Source organism: Streptomyces sp. NBC_01275 (assembly GCF_026340655.1).
In the GTDB taxonomy this organism is placed as follows: Bacteria; Actinomycetota; Actinomycetes; order Streptomycetales; family Streptomycetaceae; genus Streptomyces.
Window position 1 is genome coordinate 4,439,982 of the sequence record NZ_JAPEOZ010000001.1, and the last position, 22,817, is coordinate 4,462,798.

At 71.3% G+C, this 22,817-nt stretch carries 22 protein-coding genes; 8 read left to right on the forward strand and 14 right to left on the reverse strand.

The window, feature by feature from the left end:
* Positions 1-130 precede the first annotated feature (130 nt).
* Complete coding sequence (locus OG562_RS19410; protein WP_266399444.1) at positions 131-1,402, forward strand: MFS transporter; 1,272 nt, start codon at positions 131-133, stop codon at positions 1,400-1,402.
* Positions 1,403-1,420: 18 nt separating this feature from the next.
* Here OG562_RS19410 and OG562_RS19415 read toward each other — a convergent pair whose 3' ends face one another.
* Complete coding sequence (locus OG562_RS19415) at positions 1,421-1,867, reverse strand: DUF2000 domain-containing protein (RefSeq protein WP_266399445.1); 447 nt, start codon at positions 1,865-1,867, stop codon at positions 1,421-1,423.
* 49 nt (positions 1,868-1,916) lie between these two features.
* Between OG562_RS19415 and OG562_RS19420 the strand changes: the two genes are divergently transcribed.
* Positions 1,917-2,750, forward strand: a complete 834-nt coding sequence (locus OG562_RS19420) for an AraC family transcriptional regulator (RefSeq protein ID WP_266399447.1) — start codon at positions 1,917-1,919, stop codon at positions 2,748-2,750.
* 10 nt (positions 2,751-2,760) lie between these two features.
* Entirely contained in the window at positions 2,761-3,264 is a 504-nt protein-coding gene (locus OG562_RS19425) for a hypothetical protein (RefSeq protein WP_266399448.1), read from the forward strand.
* Here OG562_RS19425 and OG562_RS19430 read toward each other — a convergent pair.
* Positions 3,251-3,757, reverse strand: a complete 507-nt coding sequence (locus OG562_RS19430) for a YbjN domain-containing protein (protein ID WP_266399450.1) — start codon at positions 3,755-3,757, stop codon at positions 3,251-3,253. The two genes, OG562_RS19425 and OG562_RS19430, sit on opposite strands and share 14 nt — an antisense overlap.
* Positions 3,750-5,087 (reverse strand): D-inositol-3-phosphate glycosyltransferase, encoded by a 1,338-nt coding sequence (gene mshA, locus OG562_RS19435; RefSeq protein ID WP_266399452.1) that lies wholly within the window; start codon positions 5,085-5,087, stop codon positions 3,750-3,752. Before mshA ends, OG562_RS19430 begins: the two co-directional genes overlap by 8 nt.
* A gap of 291 nt (positions 5,088-5,378) precedes the next feature.
* On the opposite strand from mshA, the gene OG562_RS19440 reads away from it, so the two are divergent.
* The 3 genes from OG562_RS19440 (at position 5,379) to OG562_RS19450 (ending at position 9,274) form a co-directional block, all read left to right on the forward strand.
* Positions 5,379-6,191, forward strand: coding sequence for a class I SAM-dependent methyltransferase (locus OG562_RS19440; RefSeq protein WP_266399455.1), 813 nt, complete (start codon positions 5,379-5,381; stop codon positions 6,189-6,191).
* 216 nt (positions 6,192-6,407) lie between these two features.
* Complete coding sequence (locus OG562_RS19445) at positions 6,408-7,520, forward strand: C40 family peptidase (RefSeq protein WP_266399458.1); 1,113 nt, start codon at positions 6,408-6,410, stop codon at positions 7,518-7,520.
* A 284-nt stretch (positions 7,521-7,804) separates the two neighbouring features.
* Positions 7,805-9,274, forward strand: coding sequence for a PP2C family protein-serine/threonine phosphatase (locus OG562_RS19450; protein WP_266399459.1), 1,470 nt, complete (start codon positions 7,805-7,807; stop codon positions 9,272-9,274).
* A 130-nt stretch (positions 9,275-9,404) separates the two neighbouring features.
* Here OG562_RS19450 and OG562_RS19455 read toward each other — a convergent pair whose 3' ends face one another.
* The 3 genes from OG562_RS19455 to OG562_RS19465 all read right to left on the reverse strand — a co-directional run bounded on the left by OG562_RS19455 (position 9,405) and on the right by OG562_RS19465 (position 11,155).
* Positions 9,405-9,743: a DUF2516 family protein gene (locus tag OG562_RS19455; RefSeq protein ID WP_266409393.1), complete on the reverse strand. Its 339-nt coding sequence runs from the start codon at positions 9,741-9,743 to the stop codon at positions 9,405-9,407.
* 168 nt (positions 9,744-9,911) lie between these two features.
* Positions 9,912-10,592, reverse strand: a complete 681-nt coding sequence (locus tag OG562_RS19460) for a hypothetical protein (protein ID WP_266399462.1) — start codon at positions 10,590-10,592, stop codon at positions 9,912-9,914.
* A gap of 146 nt (positions 10,593-10,738) precedes the next feature.
* Positions 10,739-11,155 carry a helix-turn-helix domain-containing protein gene (locus tag OG562_RS19465; protein WP_266399464.1) on the reverse strand — a complete coding sequence of 139 codons (417 nt, stop codon included), beginning with the start codon at positions 11,153-11,155 and terminating at the stop codon, positions 10,739-10,741.
* 170 nt (positions 11,156-11,325) lie between these two features.
* On the opposite strand from OG562_RS19465, the gene OG562_RS19470 reads away from it, so the two are divergent.
* Positions 11,326-11,850, forward strand: a complete 525-nt coding sequence (locus tag OG562_RS19470; RefSeq protein WP_266399467.1) for an ATP-binding protein — start codon at positions 11,326-11,328, stop codon at positions 11,848-11,850.
* Here OG562_RS19470 and rox read toward each other — a convergent pair.
* The 6 genes from rox to OG562_RS19500 all read right to left on the reverse strand — a co-directional run bounded on the left by rox (position 11,840) and on the right by OG562_RS19500 (position 20,626).
* Complete coding sequence (gene rox, locus OG562_RS19475; RefSeq protein WP_266399470.1) at positions 11,840-13,324, reverse strand: rifampin monooxygenase; 1,485 nt, start codon at positions 13,322-13,324, stop codon at positions 11,840-11,842. The genes OG562_RS19470 and rox overlap by 11 nt on opposite strands.
* Before the next feature lie 462 nt (positions 13,325-13,786).
* The gene (locus OG562_RS19480) at positions 13,787-14,248 is read right to left on the reverse strand and encodes an HAD domain-containing protein (protein ID WP_266399473.1); all 462 of its coding nucleotides are present in this window, start codon (positions 14,246-14,248) and stop codon (positions 13,787-13,789) included.
* Positions 14,249-14,280: 32 nt separating this feature from the next.
* A complete protein-coding gene (locus OG562_RS19485) occupies positions 14,281-16,401 on the reverse strand; it encodes an AAA family ATPase (protein WP_266399475.1) in 2,121 nt (706 codons plus the stop codon).
* A 103-nt stretch (positions 16,402-16,504) separates the two neighbouring features.
* Complete coding sequence (locus OG562_RS19490; protein ID WP_266399478.1) at positions 16,505-17,134, reverse strand: TetR/AcrR family transcriptional regulator; 630 nt, start codon at positions 17,132-17,134, stop codon at positions 16,505-16,507.
* Positions 17,135-17,265: 131 nt separating this feature from the next.
* Positions 17,266-19,425 (reverse strand): phosphotransferase family protein, encoded by a 2,160-nt coding sequence (locus tag OG562_RS19495; RefSeq protein WP_266409395.1) that lies wholly within the window; start codon positions 19,423-19,425, stop codon positions 17,266-17,268.
* A gap of 316 nt (positions 19,426-19,741) precedes the next feature.
* Complete coding sequence (locus tag OG562_RS19500) at positions 19,742-20,626, reverse strand: winged helix-turn-helix domain-containing protein (protein ID WP_266399479.1); 885 nt, start codon at positions 20,624-20,626, stop codon at positions 19,742-19,744.
* Positions 20,627-20,800: 174 nt separating this feature from the next.
* Between OG562_RS19500 and OG562_RS19505 the strand changes: the two genes are divergently transcribed.
* Positions 20,801-20,983: a hypothetical protein gene (locus tag OG562_RS19505; RefSeq protein ID WP_266399481.1), complete on the forward strand. Its 183-nt coding sequence runs from the start codon at positions 20,801-20,803 to the stop codon at positions 20,981-20,983.
* Between the two features lie 7 nt (positions 20,984-20,990).
* On the opposite strand, the gene OG562_RS19510 is transcribed toward OG562_RS19505, so the two are convergent.
* A complete protein-coding gene (locus tag OG562_RS19510) occupies positions 20,991-21,725 on the reverse strand; it encodes an HAD family hydrolase (protein ID WP_266399484.1) in 735 nt (244 codons plus the stop codon).
* Positions 21,725-22,606: a winged helix-turn-helix domain-containing protein gene (locus tag OG562_RS19515; RefSeq protein ID WP_266409397.1), complete on the reverse strand. Its 882-nt coding sequence runs from the start codon at positions 22,604-22,606 to the stop codon at positions 21,725-21,727. The genes OG562_RS19510 and OG562_RS19515 overlap by 1 nt, the downstream gene beginning before the upstream one ends.
* Between the last annotated feature and the right edge of the window lie 211 nt (positions 22,607-22,817).

A 22,817-nucleotide genomic window follows, 5' to 3' on the forward strand; every position in this document is an offset into this window, starting at 1 on the left:
CGCTCCGCGGACTGTCGAGCGGACGGTTGACGGGATCTGTTAATTGAGTGGCCTCCGAGGCGACCTCCCTCGTAACTTCCTATCACCGTCTGCGCCACTTACCTGCGCCGCTCAACCCGGGGGATCCGTCATGTCGTCCGTCGCCGTCCTGAGACGTGCCGCCCGTGAGACCCTCTCCGGGCTGCCCCGCGAGTTCTGGTGGCTGTGGACCAGCACACTCGTCAACCGGCTCGGGGCCTTCGTCGCCACCTTCATGGCCCTCTACCTCACCCTGGACCGCGGCTACTCCGCCTCCTACGCCGGTCTCGTCGCCTCTCTCCACGGGCTCGGCGGGGTGGTCTCCTCCCTCGGCGGGGGCGTCATGGCGGACCGGCTCGGGCGGCGGCCCACGCTGCTGATCGCGCAGACCTCCACCGCTCTGTCCGTCGCGCTGCTGGGGTTCACGACCGACCCCGTCGCCATCGCCGGCGTCGCCTTCCTCGTCGGCATGGCCTCCAACGCCTCACGGCCCGCCGTGCAGGCGATGATGGCGGACATCGTGCGGCCCGAGGACCGGGTCCGCGCCTTCTCGCTCAACTACTGGGCCATCAACCTCGGCTTCGCCGTCTCCTCCATGGGCGCCGGCTTCATCGCCGAGGTCAGCTACCGCGCCGGGTTCCTGATCGAGGCGGGCATGACCCTCGTCTGCGCGGTCGTGGTCTTCCTCAAGCTGCCCGAGTCCCGGCCGGTCCCTGGGGAGAAGAACGCCGAGGGCGGCGACGCCGTCGGGCTGGGGACCGTACTGCGCGACGGGCGGTTCATGGGCGTCGTAGGACTGTCGTTCCTCGTCGCGCTCATCTTCCAGCAGGGGTCCGTGGCGCTGCCGGTGGCGATGGGCGCGGCCGGGTTCACCCCGGCCGACTACGGCATGGCGATCGCCGTCAACGGCGTGCTGATCGTCGCGCTGCAGATCCCGGTCACGCGGTTCATCGAACACCGGGATCCGCGGCGGCTGCTCGTCGTGTCGTCCGTGCTCGCCGGGTACGGCTTCGGCCTCACCGCCTTCGCCGGGTCGGTCGGCGTCTTCGCGCTCACCGTCTGCGTGTGGACGCTCGCCGAGATCGTCAACGCGCCGACCCAGACCGGGCTCGTCGTACGCCTCTCCCCCGCCCAGGGGCGCGGCCGCTACCAGGGCATGTACACGCTGTCGTGGGCCGTCGCCTCCCTCGTCGCCCCGCTGATGTCCGGCTTCGTCATCGACCGGTTCGGCGCGGAGTGGCTGTGGGGCATGTGCGCGGTCGTGGGGACGGCGGCGGGCGTCGGGTACGGGGTGCTGATGCGGCGCATCCCGCCGGAGGAGCCCACGCCCGCCGACCGAACGGCCGACGCCACCGCCGCGAAGTCCGAGGTCAGCGCCGCCTGACACCGGCCGCGGTGGTGGCTACGGGTGCATCCGCGCCCCCTTCAGCACCTTGTCGACCGCGTTGCGCGGGCCGTGCACCGCCAGCCCCACCAGGTCCAGCTCCGCGGTCGGCACGGCGCGGACCGCCGCGCGGTTGTCGCGGTCGTTGCCGGTGGCGAAGAGGTCGCCGGTGAACACCGCGCGCGGGAGGCCGCGGGACAGCACGCGCGCGTGGGCGGCGATCAGCGTCTCCTTCGTGCCCTCGAAGACCAGCACCGGCTGGCGGAACATGGGCAGGTAGGGGACGCCGTCCGCGTCCTCGTACGGCTCCCCGACCACCTCGGGGACCACCGTGCCGAGGCCGCTGACCAGGAACGCGGTGACGTTCAGGCGCTGCCAGGTCTCCAGGTCCTCGCGCAGCAGGACGGCGATCTTCGTGTCGAAACGGAGGGGCTGTTCGTCGTTCGCTTCGTCGTTCGCGTTCATACGACGAGACTGCCGACCGTCGTACGACACCGTCTTGTACGTTCTTTGCATGGCCGCCGAGCAGGAAGTCACCGCCTGGCGCCCGCAGGTCCCGGGCGTGGTCGAGGTGTTCCACGCCCATTTCACCGAGTACGCCTATCCGATGCACGTGCACGAGGCGTGGACGCTGCTCATCGTGGACGCCGGGGCCGTACGGTACGACCTCGACCGGCATGAGCACGGCACCCCGCACGACACGGTCTCCCTGCTGCCGCCGCACGTCCCGCACAACGGCTCCCCCGCCACCCCGGACGGCTTCCGCAAGCGGGTCCTGTATCTGGACGGCACGCATCTGCCCCACGACCTCATCGGCCCCGCCGTCGACGGCCCCGACCTGCGCGACCCGCTGCTGCGCCACCGTGTCGGCCGGCTGCACACCGCGCTCACGCGGGCCGGGGACGAGCTGGAGGCGGAGAGCAGGCTGACGTTCATCGGCGAGCGGCTGCGCACCCATCTCCGGCGCACCGCACCCGTACCCGTCCCGCGCCCCGACCCCGTCCTCGCGCGCCGGCTGCGTGAACTCCTCGACGCGCACGTCGTCGAGGGCCTCACCCTCGCCGAGGCCGCCACGCGCGTGCAGGCCCATCCGGCGCATCTCGTACGGGCGTTCAGCGGCGCGTACGGCATCGCACCGCACCAGTACCTGATGTCCCGCCGGGTCGACCGGGCGCGACGGCTGCTGCTCGACGGGGTGCCGCCCGGCGAGGTGGCCGCGGTGACCGGCTTCTACGACCAGTCCCATCTCACGCGCCATTTCAGGAAGTTGGTGGGGGTCACGCCGGGGCGGTACGGAGGGAGAGGAAGATCGGCGGAAGGTTTTCGTCCGGTGATCGGCGGCGGCTAGCGTCCCCTCCATGGAGGAAAAAGAGGAAACACACAGATCACACGGCGTCGGGCGGGTCCGTCGGCTCTCGGTTGCCGTCGCGGGGGCGGCAACCCTGGTGGCCCTGAGCGTGGGCGCCGCCCTCGCGGCCGGTTCGGACGAGGATCGCTCGCTGCCGATCGCGGCCACCACCGACCAGTCGGACCCGCCGGTGCCGGCCGACAGCGGCGGCGTCGCCGGAGGCGACAGCGGGAGCAGCACCGGGGGTGACGGCGGGAGCGTCGACGGCGGGAGCAGTGGCGGTCTCATCGTGGGCAGCACCGTCGACGGCGGCACCACCGGCGGCGAGGACCCGGACCCGACCCAGACGCCCACCGCCACGCCCACCGCACAGCCCGACCTGGCCGAGCTCGGCCGACGTATCGACGAGCTCGACGCGAAGGTGGACAAGCTGCCCACGAAGGAGGAACTGGCCGACGCCCTGCGGGCCTTCGCCGATCAGCTCGACCCGGCGCCCGCCCCTACTCCTTCCTGAGGGTCAGGTGGGCGAACGCGTCCAGGTTGCGCGTCGACTCACCGCGCGAGACGCGCCACGCGTACTCCTTGCGGATCGCGGAGGCGAAGCCCAGTTCCAGAAGGGTGTTGAAAGCGCCGTCGGCCGCCTCCAGGACCTGGCCCAGGAGGCGGTCGATCTCGTCCGGGGTGACGGATGCCAGCGGGAGGCGGGCGGTGACGTAGACGTCGCCGAGCGGGTCCACGGCGTAACTCACGCCGTACAGCTTGAGGTTGCGCTCCAGGAGCCAGCGGTGGACGCCGGGTTCGTTCTCGTCGGGGTGGCGGATGACGAAGGCGTTCAGGGAGAGGGAGTGGCGGCCCACGAGGAGGGAGACCGTCGTCCTGAGCTTGCGGGTGCCGGGGAGCTGGACGACGTAGGAGCCGGGCCTGGGGCTCTCCCACTCCGGCTGCGCGTCGTTCAGAAAGCCTTCGATGACCTGCATGACCTGCGTGGTCCGCTCGATCTCACCCATGCTGCGAGCGTACGTGACGGCGGTGGGACTGGGCCGCGGCCGTGTAGACGTCGGCGGTGGCGGCGGCCGCGGTGTCCCAGCCGAAGGACTGGGCGTGCGCGGCGGCGGCCGCGCCCATGCGGGCGGGGAGTTCGGGGCGGTCGGCGAAGTCCGCGAGCACGCGCGCGTAGCCGGCCGGGTCGTGGCCCTGCACCAGGAAGCCCGTCTCGCCGTCCCGTACGGCCACCGGGAGGCCGCCGACCGCGGCCGCGAGCACCGGGGTGCCCGCCGCCTGCGCCTCTATGGCGACCAGGCCGAAGGACTCGCTGTAGGAGGGCACGACCAGGACGGACGCGGCGCGGAACCAGTCCGCGAGCTGGTCCTGGCCGACCGGCGGGCGGAACCGTACGACGTCGGCGATGCCGAGCCGCGCGGCCAGCTTCTGCAGGCCCTCCGGCTTGGCGAGGCCGCTGCCGCTGGGGCCGCCGACGACCGGGACCACCATGCGGGAGCGCAGCTCGGGGCGTTCGTCGAGCAGTACGGCCACGGCGCGCAGGAGGACGTCCGGCGCCTTCAGGGGCTGGATGCGGCCGGCGAAGAGGGGGACCAGTGCGTCCTGCGGGAGGTCGAGGCGGGCGCGGGCTGCGGCGCGGCCGTCCGCCGGGCTGAAGCGGTCGAGGTTGACGCCGGGGTGGACGACGGCGACCTTGCCGGGGTCGGCCTGATAGTGCCGTACGAGTTCCTCGGCCTCCTCGGCCGTGTTGGCGATGAGGCGGTCCGCGGCGACGACGATCTGGGTCTCGCCGATGACCCGGGCGGGGGGTTCGGGGGTGTCTCCGTCGGCCAGGTTGGCGTTCTTGACCTTGGCCATGGTGTGCATGGCGTGGACGAGGGGCGCGCCCCAGCGCTGGGCGGCGAGCCAGCCGACGTGGCCGGAGAGCCAGTAGTGCGAGTGCACGAGGTCGTAGTAGCCGGGGCGGTGGCCGGCCCAGGCCTGCATCACGCCGTGCGTGAAGGCGCACAGCTGCGCCGGGAGCTCCTCCTTGGCGAGGCCCTCGTAGGGGCCGGCGTCGACATGGCGGACCAGGACGCCGGGCGCGAGCTCGACGGTCGGGGGGAGGGCGGCCGTGGTCGCGCGCGTGAAGATCTCGACCTCGATGTTGATCGCGGCGAGGCGCTGCGCGAGCTCCACGATGTAGACGTTCATGCCGCCGGCGTCTCCGGTGCCGGGCTGGTGGAGCGGTGAGGTGTGCACGGAGAGCATCGCGACGCGGCGGGGGCGACGGTGGAGCCTGAGTCGCGGAGACGCCGCCGAAGAGCGACGTCCGAGCCTGCTGACGTACTGGCTCACGTGGCCTTCCTCCTTGCCTGCGGGCATGCCGGACGGAGGGTGTGGGGCGCCCTCCGTCCCGGTGCAACGCCGGACGGCGGCATTCCCATTCCGGGCGGGTTTCGGCGGGGAGTGGTTTTTGCCTAGGCGTTACCGGGGGTCGCTCAACCGTTCGAGGCCGGGATGCGTTGTTCAGGGGCTCGATGGGCCCGACAGACGTCCCGTCGGCGGGAAATGCGCGGCCACCGGAGGTTCGGCGGCGTCGGCGCCTCGCGCCGTAGGACATGCGCGGCACCGCCTACCCTCGTAGGCATGACCTCCCGTGCCCCGAACCGCCCCGTGGGCACGGTCACGCGCGGGACGACCAACCCCAACCGGCTGCGCCGCATGGACCGCTGGATCGCCGCGGTGCACGGCGGCGAGCTGCGCCGCGCCGTCGATCCCGTGGCCGTCGACCTCGGGTACGGGGCCGCGCCCTGGACGGCCGTCGAGCTGTTGCAGCGGCTGCGCCGCGTCGCGCCACGCGCGCGGGTCGTGGGCGTCGAGATCGAACCGGCCCGGGTCGCCGCCGCGAAGCCGTACGAACGCGACGGTCTCGTCTTCCGGCACGGCGGCTTCGAGATCCCGCTCCCCCAGCGGCCGTACCTCATCCGCGCCGCCAACGTGCTGCGGCAGTACGACGAGGGCGAGGTCGCCGCGGTCTGGGAGCGGCTGTGCGCGCGGCTCGCGCCGGCGACCGGGGCCTCCCGGGGCGGACTGCTCGTCGAGGGGACCTGCGACGAGATCGGGCGACGGCACGTGTGGGTCGCGCTCGGCCCGGAGGGGCCGCGCACGGTCACCTTCGCAACCCGGCTGGGATCCCTGGAACGGCCGTCCGACCTGGCGGAACGGCTGCCCAAGGCGCTCATCCACCGCAACGTCCCGGGCGAACCCGTGCACGCCTTCCTGCGCGACTTCGACCGCGCGTGGGCGGCCGCCGCACCCTACGCGTCGTACGGCGCGCGGCAGCGGTGGATCCGGTCGGTACGGGATCTCACGGCCGACTGGCCGGTGACGGACGGGCCGGTGCGGTGGCGGCAGGGGGAAGTGACGGTGCGGTGGGGGGCGTTGGCGCCCGGCGGCTGAACGCCGGTCGAGCGCTGGTCCACTCCCGGTGGGCGGGAACGATCTCTGTGAGTCGTTCGTCACACAGGCGGGGAGATCGTCATGCCGGGGCGGGGCGGGGGGCAGGGCTGCCTGTGTCAGTGCTTCTGTCATGACCTCTGTCGTTTTCGGCCGTGACGTGGCACGATCCCCCGGGCACCGTAAGTTACTGACGGGAAATCAGTTGGGGGGCGGGTTATGGGTTCGGGCAAGCGCAGCCTGATCGCGGCGGCGGTGACCGTCGTCTGCGCGGTCACCGTGTTGGGAGCGCCCGGCACGGCGTTCGCGAGCCCCGGCCCCACACCGAACTCGTCGTCCTCACCCTCCTCGAGCTCCTCGTCGGCCACGACCAGTCCCGATCTGACCCCCGCGCCCAGCACCGACCTCGAAGCCGTCCGCGAGAAGCTCGACGCGCTCTATCACGACGCCGCGGTCGCCACCGACGCCTACAACGCGGCCGAGGAGGCGTCGAAGAAGCAGTCCGCTGAGCTCGTCGAACTGGCGAAGAAGATCGTCGAGGGCCAGCAGAAGCTGGACGAGCTGAAGGACCGCGCCGGCGCCGCGGCCCGCTCCCAGTACCGCACGGGCGGCCTGCCGGACGAGGCGCAGCTGATGCTGAGCGACGACCCCTCGGAGTTCCTCGACGGCGCGGGCCGGGTGCTCCAGGGCCACCGCGCGACCAAGGGCCTGATCGGCGAGCTGACCCGCACCCAGGAGGACTTGGAGCAGTACTCCCAGGACGCCTCGGCCCAGTGGCAGAAGCTGGAGACCAACCGCAAGGCGAAGGCGACGGCGCAGAAGAAGATCGAGAAGCAGATCGCGGCGGCCGAGAAGCTCGAGTCCCAGCTGGCGGAGAAGGAGAAGGAGCGCCTCGCCCAGCTCCAGGAGCAGGCCGCGCAGAAGGCGCAGACCGCCTGGCTGGACACCGGCATCCTCGACGAGATCAAGGGCAAGGCGTCCGTACAGGGCAAGCAGGCCATCGAGTACGCCACCGCGCAGATCGGCAAGCCGTACGAGTGGGGCGCCGAGGGCCCGGGGTCGTTCGACTGCTCCGGTCTGACCTCCGAGGCCTGGAAGAGCGCCGGCCAGGCGATGCCGCGCACCTCCCAGGAGCAGTGGAAGCAGCTCCCGCACGTCGCCGTGGCGGACATGCGCCCCGGCGACCTGATCATCTACTTCGACGACGCGAGCCACGTCGCGCTGTACGTGGGCGACGGCTCGATCATCCACGCCCCGCGCCCCGGCCGGACGGTCACGCTGGCGGGGGCGGGCACGATGCCGATACTCGGGGTGGTGCGGCCGGACGCGTGAGGGGCCGTACGGCCCGCTGGAGTTGGTGCGGGCGACCCCCGCCATGTGACCCAGAGCACCTCCCCCCGCCGCCAAACCCCGTGCGGACGTGACGTTCGTCATCCCCGCACCCGTACCGCACTGCCCAACTGCGGTACGGATCGCGGCATATGACGCTGGCCAGAGATCAAGCGGCGTGCCGCACACCATTCCGTTGCGGGACCTTCTGCCGCTATGGTCCCGGTCGGTGGGTCGAGGTCCCTCGCCCCACCGTGCCCTCGGGGGGAGGGAAGGAACCCAAGACGATGCCCGTACCCATACCGCGGCAGAGACCGGTCCCGGCCGCGGAAAGTGGTCAGGCGCAGGCCGCGCCCGCAGTCGGCGGCCCCTCAAGGGAAGAAGCCCCGCGCACGCAGGACGAGCGCCTGAGGGAAGAGACCGCTCGCGACGAGGCGACGGTCGAGCCGGCCGCCCAGGTGCCCCCGGCCGCCCCGACGCCCCCGGCCGTCCAGACCGCCCCGAGCAACGCCACGCCCGCCGACGGCGTCCACACCGGCGTGAGCACCGCCCACACCACCCCCGCCCCTCATACGACCCACACCACCCACACCACCCTCACCCTGCTGCTGATCGAGGACGACCCCACGGCCGCGCCGATCGTCCCCGACCTGCTGGACTCGGACGGCAAGCCGATCCGGGTGCGCACCGCCCGCAACCTCACCGAGGCCGAGCGGCTGCTCACCGACGACGTCCACTGCATCCTGCTGGACCTCGCGCTGCCCGCGCCCGGCCGCGCCGGCGACGACGAGCTGGCCGTACTGCGCCATGTGCTCCAGCTCGCCCCCCGGCACGCCGTCCTCGCGCTCACCGCGTCCGGCGACGCCGAACGCGGGGCGGAGGCGGTGCGGGTGGGCGCCCAGGACTACCTCCTCCGGGACGAGCTGGACGGACGGCTGCTGAGCCGGGCGATCCGCTACGCGGTGGAGAGGAAACGTTCCGACACGGCCGAGCGGCGGCTCGCCGAGGGCAAGCTGCGCGTGCAGGAGAACGCCCGTCTGGAGCGCGGGCTGCTGCCCACGCCCCTCCTGGAGGGCTCCCCGCTGCGCTTCGCCGCCCGCTACCGCCCCGGCCGCTCGCGCGCGCTGCTCGGCGGCGACTTCTACGACACCGTCCGCACGCCCGACGGCACCGTGCACGCCATGATCGGCGACGTCTGCGGACACGGCCCGGACGAGGCGGCGCTCGGCGTGGAGCTGCGCATCGCCTGGCGGGCGCTGACGCTGGCCGGGCTGTGCGGGGATGAGCTGCTCAACACGCTCCAACAGGTGCTGGAGCACGAGCGGGACGACGACGAGATCTTCGCGACGGTGTGCACGGTGGACATCGCGCCCGACGGCCGCCGCGCGGGCCTGTGCCTGGCCGGCCACCCGGCGCCGCTGATCGCCCGCCCCAACCGGCCCGCGCGACTGCTGCCGTACGACAACAACGGCCCCGCCCTCGGCCTGCTGCCGGGCGCCCGCTGGCCGCGGATGCAGGTCGAGCTGGGCGCGGAGTGGAGCCTGATGCTGTACACCGACGGGCTCATCGAGGGCCGGATCGGCAAGGGCCGGGAACGGCTGGGCCAGGACGGCATGGTGGAGATGATCCGCCGCCAGCTCTCCGAGGGGCTGAGCGGGGAGGAGTTGCTGCGGGCCGCCGTGAACGAGGTGCGCGCACTCAACGGGGGCGAGCTGGCGGACGACGTGGCGCTGGTCCTGCTGGACCGGATCCCGTAGATCCCGCAGATCCCGCAGATCCCGCAGATCCCGCAGATCCCGCAGATCCCGCAGATCTCACGGATCCCGCAGATCCCGCAGATCTCACGGATCCCGTAGATCCACAGATCCCGTAACGGTCGTACGGGGCTTACCGGCCGCCGTTGTACGGGCCGTAAGGGCCGTCGCTGCTGGAGCCGCCGCCTCGGCGGCTGCGGCCGCCGCCCGGCAGGGAGCGCAGGGCCGGTCGGACGTCGACCATGTACACGATGGTCGCGACCAGGCCGATGATCGGCAGGAACGACAGGATCGGGAAGATCAGGTTCACCACGAAGGCGATCCCGAGGACGATCATCCAGAACGGCTTGGTCTGCTTGTCGGCCGCCCGATAGCCGTCCTCGCGGCGCACGGCGGCGTCGAGCAGCGCGAAGCCGCTGAAAACGATCAGGGCCAGGCTCAGCAAAGCCATGAAACCCGAGAACCCCTGCATCAGCACTACGTCCACCACCCGACTCGACGCGACTCGGCGCGACCGGCTCGTCCTTACGCGGTCACTCCTACGCGGTCACCGTACCCGCAACCGCGCTTCCGCTACCCGTACAACGGGCCGGGCACCGCCTGAGTGCCCGGCCCGTGACCGTATGTATATCTCTGTCTGTCACTTGGCCGGGGGCGTCGTCTTCTTCGCGGCGGCCTTGCGGACCGGAGGCTTCTTGGCCGCGGTCTTCTTGGCCGGAGCGGGCTCGGCCGAGGCGTCGGTCGTGGTCGCGGCGGGCGCCGGCTCGTCCTTGACCTCGACCGGCTCGGCCGCGGGCTCGGCCTTCGTCTCGGTCTTGGGCTCGACCGCGATGGCCAGCTCCTCGATCTCCTCGGCCGCCTCGCCGCGCCAGGTCTTCACGGCCTGCTCGCCGTGCTCGGCGACCTTCTCGTAGGTCTCGCGGGCCTTCACGGCGTACTCGGCGGCGACGCCGACGCTGCGCAGCGCCAGGTCCTGGGCGGACTCGCCGAGCTTCTTCAGGTCGGCGTCGAGGGTGCTGCCGAGCTTCTTGATGTCCCCGTCGAGGGTGCCGATGAACTCGCTGACCTTGGTCTGGAGGGTCTCCTGAGCCTCCTTGGCCTTGGCGCTCGCCTCCTTGGCACGGGCGGCGGCCTTCTCCTGCACGGCCTTGGGGTCGGTGCTGCGGACGGCCTCGAAACGGGCCGGGGCCTCGGTGCGCAGCTGCTCCACCAGACCCGGGACCTTCTTCGCCTGCTGGAGGGCCAGGTCGGCGGTGCCTGCGGCGAAGTAGAACGGGGTCGGGTCGCTGAAGGTCTTGCGCAGGTCGTCGGTGATGGCCATGGTGTAGGTCCTCCCGGATTCACGTACGTGGTGTACGTCGTCGTGTTGTACGTCTCGGTGCATGTCTTGGTGCATGTCGTGAGGTACGTCGTCTTCGGCTGAGGGTCGTGCGGGTCCGCAGCGGAGCGGCCGGTCCCCTGGTCCGGTCAACTGGCCGTCTGCTGCGGATCGGCGCCGCTCACCTGGGCGTCCGCCGCTTGGGCGTCCGCTCCGTCGAATCCGTTCTCCTTGCGGAAGGACTCGTAGATCTGGAGCAGCGCCTGCTTCTGCTGCTCGGTCAGCGTGGGATCGGCGAGGATGACGGCGCGCGTCTCGACCTCGTCCCGGTCCCGCTCGGCGTCGAGGATGCCGGCCCGCACGTACAGCGTCTCGGCGGAGATCCGCAGGGCCTTGGCGACCTGCTGCAACACCTCCGCGCTCGGCTTGCGCAGCCCGCGCTCGATCTGACTCAGATACGGATTGGACACCCCGGCGGCATCGGCGAGCTGCCGCAACGAGAGCTGGGCGTTGCGCCGCTGCTCGCGCAGATAGTCACCGAGATTGCCGACGTTGAGCGATGCCATGCCTCCACCTTGCACCACCCTTGCTAACTATTGCAAGCACCCGCTTGCAAAAGTGTGTCGCGCCACTTTCCGCCCGCGAAACCCCGGCCGCACCGGATCACGGTCCTCTGCCGTACCGGATTCCCGCTGTGCCCGCCCCCGGGGCCCGCACGGCGCTAGCGTCAGGTGCCATGATCGTATGGCTCAACGGCACCCACGGCGCGGGCAAGACGACGACCAGTCCGCTCGTACAGCAGCTGATCCCGGATTCACGGGTGTTCGACGCCGAGAAGGTCGGCGAGACGCTCATGGACATCACACCGGGACTGCCCCGGACGGACAACTTCCAGCACTGGCCGCCGTGGCGGCCGCTCGTAGTCGAGACCGCCCGCCGCGTGCTCGACTACACCGGCGGCACTCTGGTGATCCCCATGACCGTCCTGGTCGAGGAGTACTGGCGCGAGATCAGCACGGGCCTCGCCCAACACGCCATTCCGGTACGGCACTTCGTCCTCCACGCCGACCAGGACACCCTCCGCGGGCGCATCGCGGGGGACACTGTTCTCGGCCCCGACTCTCCGTTCCGTCTCCGATACCTCGAGCCCTACGCCGAGGCGGCCCGCACCTGGCTGCACGGCGAGGCCGAGGTCGTCGACACCACACACCTCACGCCCGCCCAGGCCGCCCTGCAGATCGCGGAGGCCGTCAAGAGTTGAGGTTCTGCCCGCGTCGGTCGGCTTCGCCGACGGCCGCGCCGAACCACTGGGGCAGGTGGACGAGCAGATCCTGCTGGTCTTCGCCGACCCACGCCACATGGCCGTCCGGCCGCAGCAGCACGGCGGGCGCGTCGAGTTCCTCCCCGGCGTCGACGACGTCGACGACGTGGTCGACCCGGTCCGCCCAGCCCGCCGCCGAAAGCCGGCCCGTCTGGTCGAGCAGCAGGCCGCGGCCGCCGTGCATCAGCTCGTAGAGGCGGCCCTGCTTCAGCTTCACGTCCCGCAGCCGTCGGCCGAGCAGTTCGTGGCCCTCGCCGAAGTCGTAGCGGATCTCGACCGCGGTGATGATCCCGGTGACGTACCGGTTCACCTCCTCGAAGTCCATCAGCTTCGAGAACAGCTCCCGCAGTGCGGTCGCACCCGGATCGGTCCCCAGCAGCGTGATCCCCGCACGGGTGTTGACCAGCACGCGGGCGCCCACCGGATGCCGTTCGGCGTGATAGCTGTCCAGCAGCCCCTCCGGCGCCCAGCCGTCGACCGCGGCGGCCAGCTTCCAGCCGAGGTTGAACGCGTCCTGCACGCCGAGGTTGAGGCCCTGCCCGCCGGCCGGCGGGTGGATGTGCGCCGCGTCGCCGGCCAGCAGCACCCGGCCGACCCGGTAGCGCTCGGCCTGCCGGGTGGCGTCGCCGAACCGGGACAGCCAGCGCGGCGAGTGCACGCCGAAGTCGGTGCCCGCGACCGCCCGCAGCCGCTGCTTGAACTCCTCCAGGGTCGGCGCGGTCGCACGGTCCTCGGCCACGCCGTCGGCGGGCACGATGACGCGGCACACTCCGCTCTCGTCGGGTGGAGCGACTCCGAACCGCAGTTGGGTCTTGCGGACCTCCTCGACTACGGCTGCGATCGTCGCCGGATCCTCGGTCACCTCCATCTCACCCAGCAGCGTCTCGACCTTGGAGGGCTCGCCGGGGAAACCGACGCCGAGCAGCCTGCGCACCGTACTGCGGCCGCCGTCGCACCCGACGAGGTAGCGCGAGCGCAGGTGCGTCCCGTCCGCCAGCTCGACGGTCACCCCGTCGTCGGCCCCGTCGTCGGACTGGCTCAGCCCGACCACTTCGCAGCCGCGCCGGATCTCGGCGCCGAGTTCGAGGACACGCTCGTTGAGCAGCCGCTCGGTGACCGGCTGCGGGATGGCGACGCCGTACGGGTGAGCCGTGTCCAACCCGTCCGGCCACGGCTTCACGATGCCGCCGAAAAGACCGCCGACCTGGAACTTCTCGCTGACCGCGAGGAACCGGTCCAGCAGGCCGCGCTGGTCCATGATCTCGACGCTGCGCGCGTGCAGACCCTGCCCGCGGGACTCCCCGGTCGGCTCGGCCGACTTCTCCAGCACGACCACGTGCACGCCGTGCAGCCGCAACTCGCCGGCCAGCATCAGGCCGGTCGGTCCGCCGCCGACCACGATCACGTCAATCATCAAAACACCCATTCAACGAGAATCGAGATTGGATTCCGGCCAGTCGCTCCGCGCATTTCCGACGGCCCGCGCCGCACCCGCAATACGTCGACACCGACAACGCCACGCGTATTTCGCGAACCTTCCATTCCCGCAGGTTCTGGCCTCGACCGACGATTCTGCGCCCCCACCCGGGCCTTGCCGCAAGCCCCCCTGTGCGCTATACGTTGGGAGTGGAAAGGAGTGAGCAACCTCCTTTCCCCGTCGCGGGAGGCATTCGCCGCGGGAGGCATTCGCCACCGAGATTCGGAATCTCCACGCGAGGCGAGCGACCGTGACCGCCGACCTTCGGATCACCCGGACGCTGCCCGGATGTACCGCTCGATGGGCGCGAATTTGAAGGTCGCGCATCTGTTGAGGGTCGTGGATCTGTTGAGGGTCGTGGATCTGTTGAGGGTCGTGGATCTGTTGAGGGTCGTGGATCTACGGCTGTCCGTCCCCGATCCACTCCGCCACCGCCGCCAGATCCGCGTCCGTGAGGCCCCGACGCGGGTCGACGTGGTGGAGGAGCGCCGGGGCGGGGTGGTGGGCGGCGACCCAGGCGTGGTCGGTCGGGGTGATCTCGTCGTCGAGCCAGATGAAGGGGCGGGCGGCGGCCCAGGTGACGAGGGGGCGGGTTTTCCAGTGCAGGCCCCTGGTCTCCGGTTCGTCCGGCCAGTGCACCACCGGCAGCGGGGGCAGGCCGAGCCATGGCGCGAGGAGGGCGTTCGCGTCGTCCAGCCAGGTCGTGGCCCACACCAGCTCGCAGCCCAGGGCGAGCAGGCGGGGGCCGAGGGCCGGGTCGAGGCGGGGCAGCAGGGGGTGGGGCGACGTTCCGTGCAGCGGATAGGGCTCCGTGCCTCCGAACGGGATCAGCGTGCCGTCGATGTCGAGGAAGAGCAGCATCGCCGTACAGGATCTCTCAGGTCGGGCGGCGGTCACCAGGGCAACTCCCGGTCGTGCACCACCTCCAGTCGGGAGACCGCGCGGGTCAGGGTGACGTAGAGGCGGTTCAGGCCTCGTGGGTCGGATTCGGCGATGGCCGTCGGTTCTACGGCGACCACGTGGTCGTATTCCAGGCCCTTGGCCAGGGTCGCGGGGACGACGGTGACCCGGGGGGACGGGGTGAGGCCGGAGTCGGTGAGGGTCCGGTGGAGGCGGGGGGTGTCGGCGTCGGCCGCGACGACGCCGATCGAGCCCTCGTGGACGAGTGCGTCGCGTACGGCGGAGACGACCGCGGCCGGCAGGTCGCCGTCGGCTCGGCGGATCCGGAGGGAGCCGTCCCGGCGTAGGGAACGGGGGCGGGGCACGTCGGCGTCCAGGCGGTCGAGGACGCGGGCCGCGAGGGCGAGGATCTCGGTCGGGACGCGGAAGCCCGTGGTCAGGGAGACGATCGTCGCGTCCGGCTTGCCCAGGTGGGTCATCAGCGTCGGCCAGGAGCTCGCCGCCCAAGGAGTGGTCCCCTGGGCCAGGTCGCCGAGGACCGTGAGCGAGCCGAAGGGGACCCGGCGGGCGATGGCCCGGCACTCCATCGGGGAGAGGTCCTGCGCCTCGTCGACGACGACATGGCCGTACCCCTGGGGGTGGTCCAGGAGGCCGGCGATCTCGTCGAGGAGGACCAGGTCGGCGGCCGACCAGCGGGCGGACTTCGGCGAGCGGGGCGGGCGCGGCCAGTGCAGAGCCTGTTGTTCGTCCGCGCTCAACAGGCCTTCCGCCGCGTGCGTCAGCGACTTCGCGTCGGTGAGGAGTTCGGCCAGCACCTCCTCCGGGGTCGTTCTCGGCCACATCGCCTCCACGCACGCGCTCACCGCCCGCGCCCGTTCGATCCTGCGCAGCCAGGAACCGGGGCGCGGTCCGCTGCGCCGTTCGGCCTGGTGCTGGATCCGGCGGACGATCCGGCTGCGCACCCGCTCCCGCCCGATCTCGTACGGCGGCTCCTCGGCGAGCACTCCGCGCACCAGCTCGGTCAGCGCATCGCCCGCGATCCGCCAGCGGTACGAACCGTCCGGGAGGCAGAGGTCCTCGGCCCGGTCGGGCGTCACCCGCACCCGTCCGTACAGCGCCCTGCGCAGCACCTCCGCCATCCGGGCGTCGTGCTTGACGGCGGCCGTCCGGTCGGGGTCCGCTCCGGTCACCGGGTGGCGGGCGATCTCGTCGTGCAGCGTCGCCTGCCGTACGCCCGTCTCGCCCAGGGCGGGCAGGACCTCCGCGATGTAGGAGAGGAACGTGCGGTTGGGGCCGAGGATCAGCAGGCCGGCGCGTTGGATGCGGCGGGGGTGGGTGTAGAGGAGGTAGGCGGCCCGGTGCAGGCCCACGGCGGTCTTGCCGGTGCCGGGCGCGCCCTGCACGCACACCGACTCGGCGAGTTCGCCCCGGACCAGGTCGTCCTGCTCGGGCTGGATCGTCGCCGCGATGTCCCGCATCGGGCCCACTCTGGGGCGTTCGATCTCTCGCGTCACGATGGCACTGGCGCCGACACCGGGAGGAACAGTCACCGCAGACGCCGGAGCGGAAGTCTCACCCCCGTCCAGTCCGTCCAGTCCGTCCAGTCCGTCCAGTCCGTCCAGTCCGTCCAGGTGCTCGTCCTCCAAGCCCGTGAGGTCGGCGGAGTCCCCTCGGCTGCCCTGTGCCCAGCCGAAGCGGCGGCGGACGGCGACGCCCTGGGGGTCGCGGGCGCTCGCCTGGTAGAAGGCGCGGGAGACGGGGGCGCGCCAGTCGACGACAAGGGGCGGCGCGGCGGGGTGCTCGCTGATGCGGAGCCGGCCGACGTGGTAGCCGAGTCCGTCGTGTGCGCCGCCCGTTCCCCGGACGAAGTCCAGCCGGCCGAAGAACAAGGGGCCCTCGGGCAGTTCGTGCAGAGCCTTGGCCTGGCTGCGCAGCCGGTACCCGAGGACTTCGGCGCCGGCGCCGGAGGCGGAGACGTCCACGCCGGTGACCACCTGGAGGTCGGCGCCCTCGACCATGGCGGCGAGGGCGGCACGGCAGGTGTCGTGGTGGGCGCGTTCGTGGCGGAGGACGGTGTGGAGGTCGTCCTCGGGGGTGAGGTCGGGTGCCGTCATATGACAAGGGTACCGAATAATGTAACCGAGTCACATCTTTAACCAAGTAACACCATCGACGGCGTCAACCGCGCGGTCACCCGGACAACACCCCGCTCCCGACCTAGGCCAGCTCCGGAAGCCCCGCCCCCAGCGCCGCGAACGCCCGCTCCGCCGCCGCCACCGCCTCCTCCCGTACATCGTCCAGCCGCTCCCCCTCCGCGATCCGCCGCCAGTTCTCCTCGGCGAGGATCCGCCGGACGGCGATGATCTGGCCTGCGGCCAGCCTGGCCTCCAGGGCGTTCGGCAGGCTGTCGAGGAGGGCGTCCGCCAGCGCCGCCTCCGAGCGTTCCAGGTAGGCGAAGAGACGGGCGACCAGCGAGGGCGTGCTGTAGACGAGGGTGTGGAAGGCGCGGACAGCCGGGTGGTCGTTGACGCCGGTGACGGGGTCGGAGGCGGCCAGGCCGTCGAGGAAGTTCCGGCGCAGGGCGGCGAGCGGCGCGACTCCCTCGGCCCGCGCCGCGGCGACCGCCTCCGCCGCCTCCCGCTCATGGTCGGCGAGCCGGTGCAGGACGAGGTCCTCCTTGGCCGGGAAGTACCGGAACAGGGTCGGCTTGGAGATCTCCGCCGCGGCGGCCACCTCGGCGACGGACACCGCGTCGAAGCCCCGCTCGATGAAGAGCCGTACGGCGATGTCCGACACGTCCTGGTACATCCGCCGCCTCTTGCGCTCACGCAACCCCGTCTCGCTCATGCCGTGAGCCTACGCAGCCCGGGCCGCCCCCGACCTCCCGAAGGAGGCGAGCGCTCCCCCGAGGTGAGAACCACCCGACCTCAGGACCCCCCGGACCCCAGGACTCCCCTGACGTCAGAGCTACCCGGACCTCAGGGCTTCTCCCGGGCCAGGGCCCGGGGCAGGTAGGGGTTCGCCGTGCGCGGGGCGGGCAGGCCGAGTGCGGCCAGGGCCGCCGACAGGGTGCTGCCGTAGGAGTCCACGGCCCGGCGGACGTTGGGGGCGTCGAGGCTCGCCCGGGTCACCAGGCGGTCGAGGTCGACGTAGGCGGAGCGGACGATCTCCAGGCGCCGGTAGACGTGCCAGTCCAGGAACCAGTTGCTGGTGTACGCCGGCGCCAGCCTGCGCTCCCAGCGGCGGAACATGCGCTCCCTGATCTCCGGCCGGGTCGGGGTCAGATGCATGTGCCGGACCAGGTCGTAGAGGGGATCGCCGACCTGGGCCATCTCCCAGTCGATGATGGTCAGCGCCAGCTCGTCGTCGCGTCGCACCAGGTTCCACGGGTTGAGGTCGCCGTGCAGCAGCGCGGGGGTACGACGGGTCACCTTGCGCTCCGAAAAGATCTCCCGCAGCCGCTGCGAGTCGGGCAGCCCGAGTGTGCGGGCCAGTTGCATCGGCTCCTTGGGCAGATTCTGCACCAGCCCGACGAGCTGCTCCTTCATCCACTCGTGGAAGTCGACGGCGCCGGCGTTCGGGTCGACCAGGGTGTGGTCCACCTTCGTCAGCTCGCACAGCTGGTCGACGAGTGCGTCCGCCTCGTGCGGGCGCAGCCCGTCGACCGGGTGCCGGGGCGGCTCGTCGACACGCGGCCCGACGTATGTGTGAATGGCGAAGGGGTCGTCCGGATAGCTGCGGCCCAGCGCGAGGACCCGCGGGGCCGCCACGTTCGCCCCCGACTCCTGGATCGCGCGCAGCACGGCGTGCTCGCTGAGGTAACTGGGCTCCCTGCGGCACACGTTGGGCAGCATGCGCCGTACGACCACGGGCATGAGGTCGCCCGGCACCCACACCACCGTATTGAGGTGCGCGGTCCCCTTGAACACCCGGTCCGCCGGCGCGCCTCCCTCCGCCAGCAGGGCGTCCCGGACGGAGGACGCCGGGAAGCCGGGCTGTTCGAGAACCCGCAGGTCCGGCTCCCAGTCGCAGGCCTTCGCGATCCAGTCCTGGCCTTTGATGTCGCCGCGCGACATCAACCAGCGGAAGAGGGCCCGCCCGATCTCCTTCTCCGCCGGAACGTTCCTGAGCCGCAGGGGCTCCTCCGCCGCGAGCAGCGCCCTGCGCACCTCCGCCGTCGCCTCGTCCAGGCGCTTCTGGGTGAACGACTCCCCGAGCGAGCGAGCGGCCCGTATGACGTCCGGGTACACGGACTGCGCGCGCTCGAAGTCGACGTAGTGGCGCAGGTCCTTGCCGTAGCCCGTGACCGCGGCGGGGCGCACCTCCCGCATCGCCGCCACCCAGGCGTCGACCACCTCGGGAACCTGGTGGGACGGGTACCGCATGCGCACCAGATGGATCGCCAGGTCGTGCAGGGGATCCCCGTAGGTGGCCAGCTCCCAGTCGACGCAGACCAGCGGCGGCTCTCCGCCGAACGTCATGATCACGTTCTCCCGGTGCAGGTCCCCGTGGAGCAGGCTGTACGGCCGCCGGGTCATCGCGGGGACCCGCCCGGCCAGCGCGAGCAGGGCGTCCTCGGGGATCCCCAGCGCCTTGAACAGGCCGCCGAACTCCGTCCAGTTGCGCTCTCGGATCTGTTCGTCGGCGAGCCGGGCCAGGTTCCGGAGGAAGGCCTGGCTGTCGGTGCGGTGGGCGGGCCAGCCGGCCGGCAGCGGGGGCAGCGCGCTCAGGCGCACCTGAGTCATCCGGGCCAGCAGTCCGACCAGCGCCTCCACCAGCAGGGGGTCGACAGGTTTACCGTTTCCGCAGACGCTGGCGAGCGTGACGCCCTCCACGAAGCTGAGGACGCTGAATTCGGGCCGCCGGGCCAGACACACGGGTACGTCGGGCAGAACGCCTCCGACGGCCTTGAGGATCGCCGCCTCGTCCCTCCAGGTCCTGATCACCACGGACAGGACGTCGTCGCGCCGGACGCGTACGGTCACCGGCGTGCCGACCTCCAGGGATACGGCCCCCGCCGGGCCGGCCTCGCGCTTCACCACGGCCGCGACGTCCTCCGTCAGGGGGACCACATAGTTCCGGTTGTGGTGTCCGCTGGACGGCTGCGCCGATTCCGCCTCTTTGACGAACGCCCGCAACGCGGCGGTCTGCTGATCGCCGGCGGTCGGCTCCCCACCAGGGCAGTGACGGGGAACAAAGGGTTCGACCACTTGCCGCTCCGAAGAACTCACATGGCTGGACGAGATGGCAGGCAGGCTAGACGCCTGATGAGTGGCAGACACGCTAGACGCCTGATGATGCGACGCACGGCCGGCGGGGCGTCCGAGTGGCCGCAACGGGTGGCTCGCCACTGTTCAGCGTCTGGCCGTTCGATGGTGGCTTGTTCGCCATCCCATACGTGTGGACGGGAGCGGTTGCTCGCGTGGTTGGGGATGCTAGCGCACGCCTCTCGCCTTATCGGGCGAGACGATTCCAGACCGAGTCGAACCACGCCTGCCAGCTGTCGACGAACACGGTGCCGACCGAGTTCGGGTCGGCGTCCCTGACGTGATGCGTGAGGGTCGCGCCGAGACCCATCACGTCGAGGGCGGCGATCGTCTCCCCGGACTCCAGCTCGATGTCCCGCTCGACCACCTCGTAGGGGCCCAGCAGGGACTCGGCGCCGTTCAGGAGGTAGAGCTTGAAGGCCGGGACCAGCGGCGCGTGCCGGATCTGGAGGTCGGCGGACGGGACGAGCCCCTCGGTCCGCAGGTCCCTGAACAGCGCTTGCAACGACGCCGTGTGCCGGCGCGTGATGACGTGCAGGCGGTCTCCCAGCCGGTTTCCCGGACGCGGATTGGACTGGTCGTCCCTGTCCCGTGGATAGGGCATGGGCAGGTCCTCGAGGGGCAGCAGCAGCCGCAGGGCGATGCGCTGGGGCGCGACGACGCCGGCGTGGATGCGCTCGGCCTGGAGCCGCATGTGCGCGTCCAGGGACTCGGACGTCAGCGTGTAGACGTCCAGGGTGACCTCGGGCCGTTCGAAGGCCTCGCCGATCAGCGGTCCGAGGGTCACCGAGCGGCGCGGGCGGCCGGTCCCGGCCGTCGGGGTCGGGATCCGCGGCGTCCTGACCACGCGGGATCCGCTGCCCTGACGGGACTCGATCCACCCCTCGTTGGCGAGTTCGCGCAGCACCCGCTGGACGGTGTCCCGGGAGACGCCGAGCTCCTCGGCGAGGTCGCGCTGGGACGGGAGGAACGAGCGCAGGGGATAGTCCCCTTCGGCCATCCGGGCGCGCAGTTCGTCGGCGACTCGCTGGAATTCCCTGCCGCCGCCGTCGCCGCTCTGCCGTTCGCCCACACGCCGACCGTACCGCTCCGCTGTCGCGGGCAAACCACTTTCAGTCAAGTAGCAGGCCGCAATGCCCGGTTGGTTAAGGGATCAAACAGACAGGGCACACCAGCTTCAAGGCAACCAGTCCAATTGGACCGGGATTTGCAAGCTTCACTGATATCTGTAGGGAGGTGGAAGGTCATGCTCCTGTTATCGACGCTCTGGGAGTTCCTCGGGCTCTTCGCGGGGATGGCGGCGCAGACCAGGCTCGGGGCGGTGGGTCTGATGCTGCTGTTCACGCTGGGGGTGGGCGTACGAGCCCGGCACAACGGCCTGGCCGTCGGCGCCGCCGTCGCGCTGGTGGTCCTCATGACACAGGCCTGAGGGCAGCTCAGACCTGGAGTCTGACCGCCCGCAGCACCGGCTCCAGCGAGTTCACCACCATCGTGGCGCCCGCCCCCCTCAGCAGCTTCTCCTTGTGCTCGTTACGCGCGTAGCCCAGGAACGGCACGCCGGCGGTGCGGGCGGCCAGGAAGTCGGAGGGGGTGTCGCCGATCATCAGGGCGGTGGCGGGGGCCGAGCCCATGGCGCGCAGGGCCCGGTTGAGGCAGTGCGGGTCGGGCTTGAGGAGATGGAGGTCCTGGGTGCGGCCGTAGAAGTGGGGCGTGAAGCAGGAGGTGAGACCTCGGCTCGCCAGATACTGGGTCACCACCCGGGGGGAGTTGTTCGTGGTGATCGCAAGGCGCAGGCCCACCGCAGTCAGGGTGCGGATCAGGGGATCGGCGTAGGCCGTGGGCATCGCCGAGGACGTGGCCTTGAGCTCTTCCTGGGTGAGACGTTCCTCCAGCTCCGCGACCAGGTCGCTGCCGGGGTGCCGACGGTCCACCGCGCGCAGCACGACGTGCGGGTCGAGGGACTCGCGCTCGGACTCCGTCAACAGGCCGTGCAGGCCTCGCCCCTGGAGCCACTCCACCAGGCCGTCGGCCACGCTCTCCGCCGAGTGCCCGGCGAACAGCCGACAGATCGGCCCGTCGAAGTCCCAGAGGACGACCCGCGCACGTGTGATCAGCTCCTGTAGATCCGGTAGGTCCGTCTGCTGTTCGGTCTGCGTCGTATCAGAGGTCACTAGGAGAGTGTCAGGTCCGTCGTGATGGTTTCCCAGAGGGCGTCGAACCACTTCTGGGATTCCTCCACGAACGCGGCGTCGCGCTGGCCGGTGGCTTTCTCGAAGGAGAAGAGGAGCGACTCGGTGCCCATCACGTCGTACATGTCGAGCGTCCCCGCGTCGGTCGCCTCCTCCCGGCGCGTGACCATGTAGTACGCCATCAGGGCCTCCGTGCCGTTGAGGAGGTACAGCTTCACCGGCGGGGTGAACGGCAGGGCGCGGAAGGTGATGTCGACGTCGATGCCGTGGGAGCGCAGGGTCTGGAGGTTGTGGCGCAGGACGTGGCCCTGGGCGTTGCGCATGGCCAGCCAGCGCTGGTGGACCGGGTCGTCGTCGCCGCGGCCGTCGACCGGGACCGGGAAGGCGAGGTCGATGTCGCGGGACGGCAGCAGGATGCGGACGTCGATCTTCTGGGGGCGGATGCTGCCCCCGTGGATGAGGCGGAGGGGCTCGCCCAGGGCCGGGATCAGGCTCTCGGCGGTGAGACAGGCCGCGTCGATGCGGACGTGGGGGGTGGCGGAGAAGGCCGCGGTCAGACGGGGGGACAGGCTCACCATGGTGGGCTGGGGCTCGCCGTGACCCGGCGCGGGCGGTTCCGCGATCCTCGGCGGGCTGCCCTTGGACACGTTGGTGAGCAGTCCGTCGTCCTGCAGCGCCCTCAGGGCCTGGCGTACGGCACCGCGCTCCACCCCGAACTCGTCGGCGAGCTCGGCCTGTGTGGGCAGCCGGTCGCCCGCCTTCAGATCGCCCACGCGGATGCGTTCGCGCAGGACATCGGCGATCTGCCGGGCCGAGAGCCTTCTGCTGCCGTTCACTGCCACGTTCTCCTGAGTCACGACCAGACGCTACAACTTCGATCCATCTAACGGGAGTTGTTTGAAAGTTGTTTAGCGGTTGTCACCAAGTGGGGACAACATAGACATGGTTGGTTACCAACTTATCCGAGTTGGTAGAAAGTTGGCCAATCGTCCGCCTCCCAGTACGTCGCCCGAGTCCGCCTCCCAGTACGTCGCCCGAGTCCGCCTCCCAGTACGTCGCCCAAGTCCGCCTCCG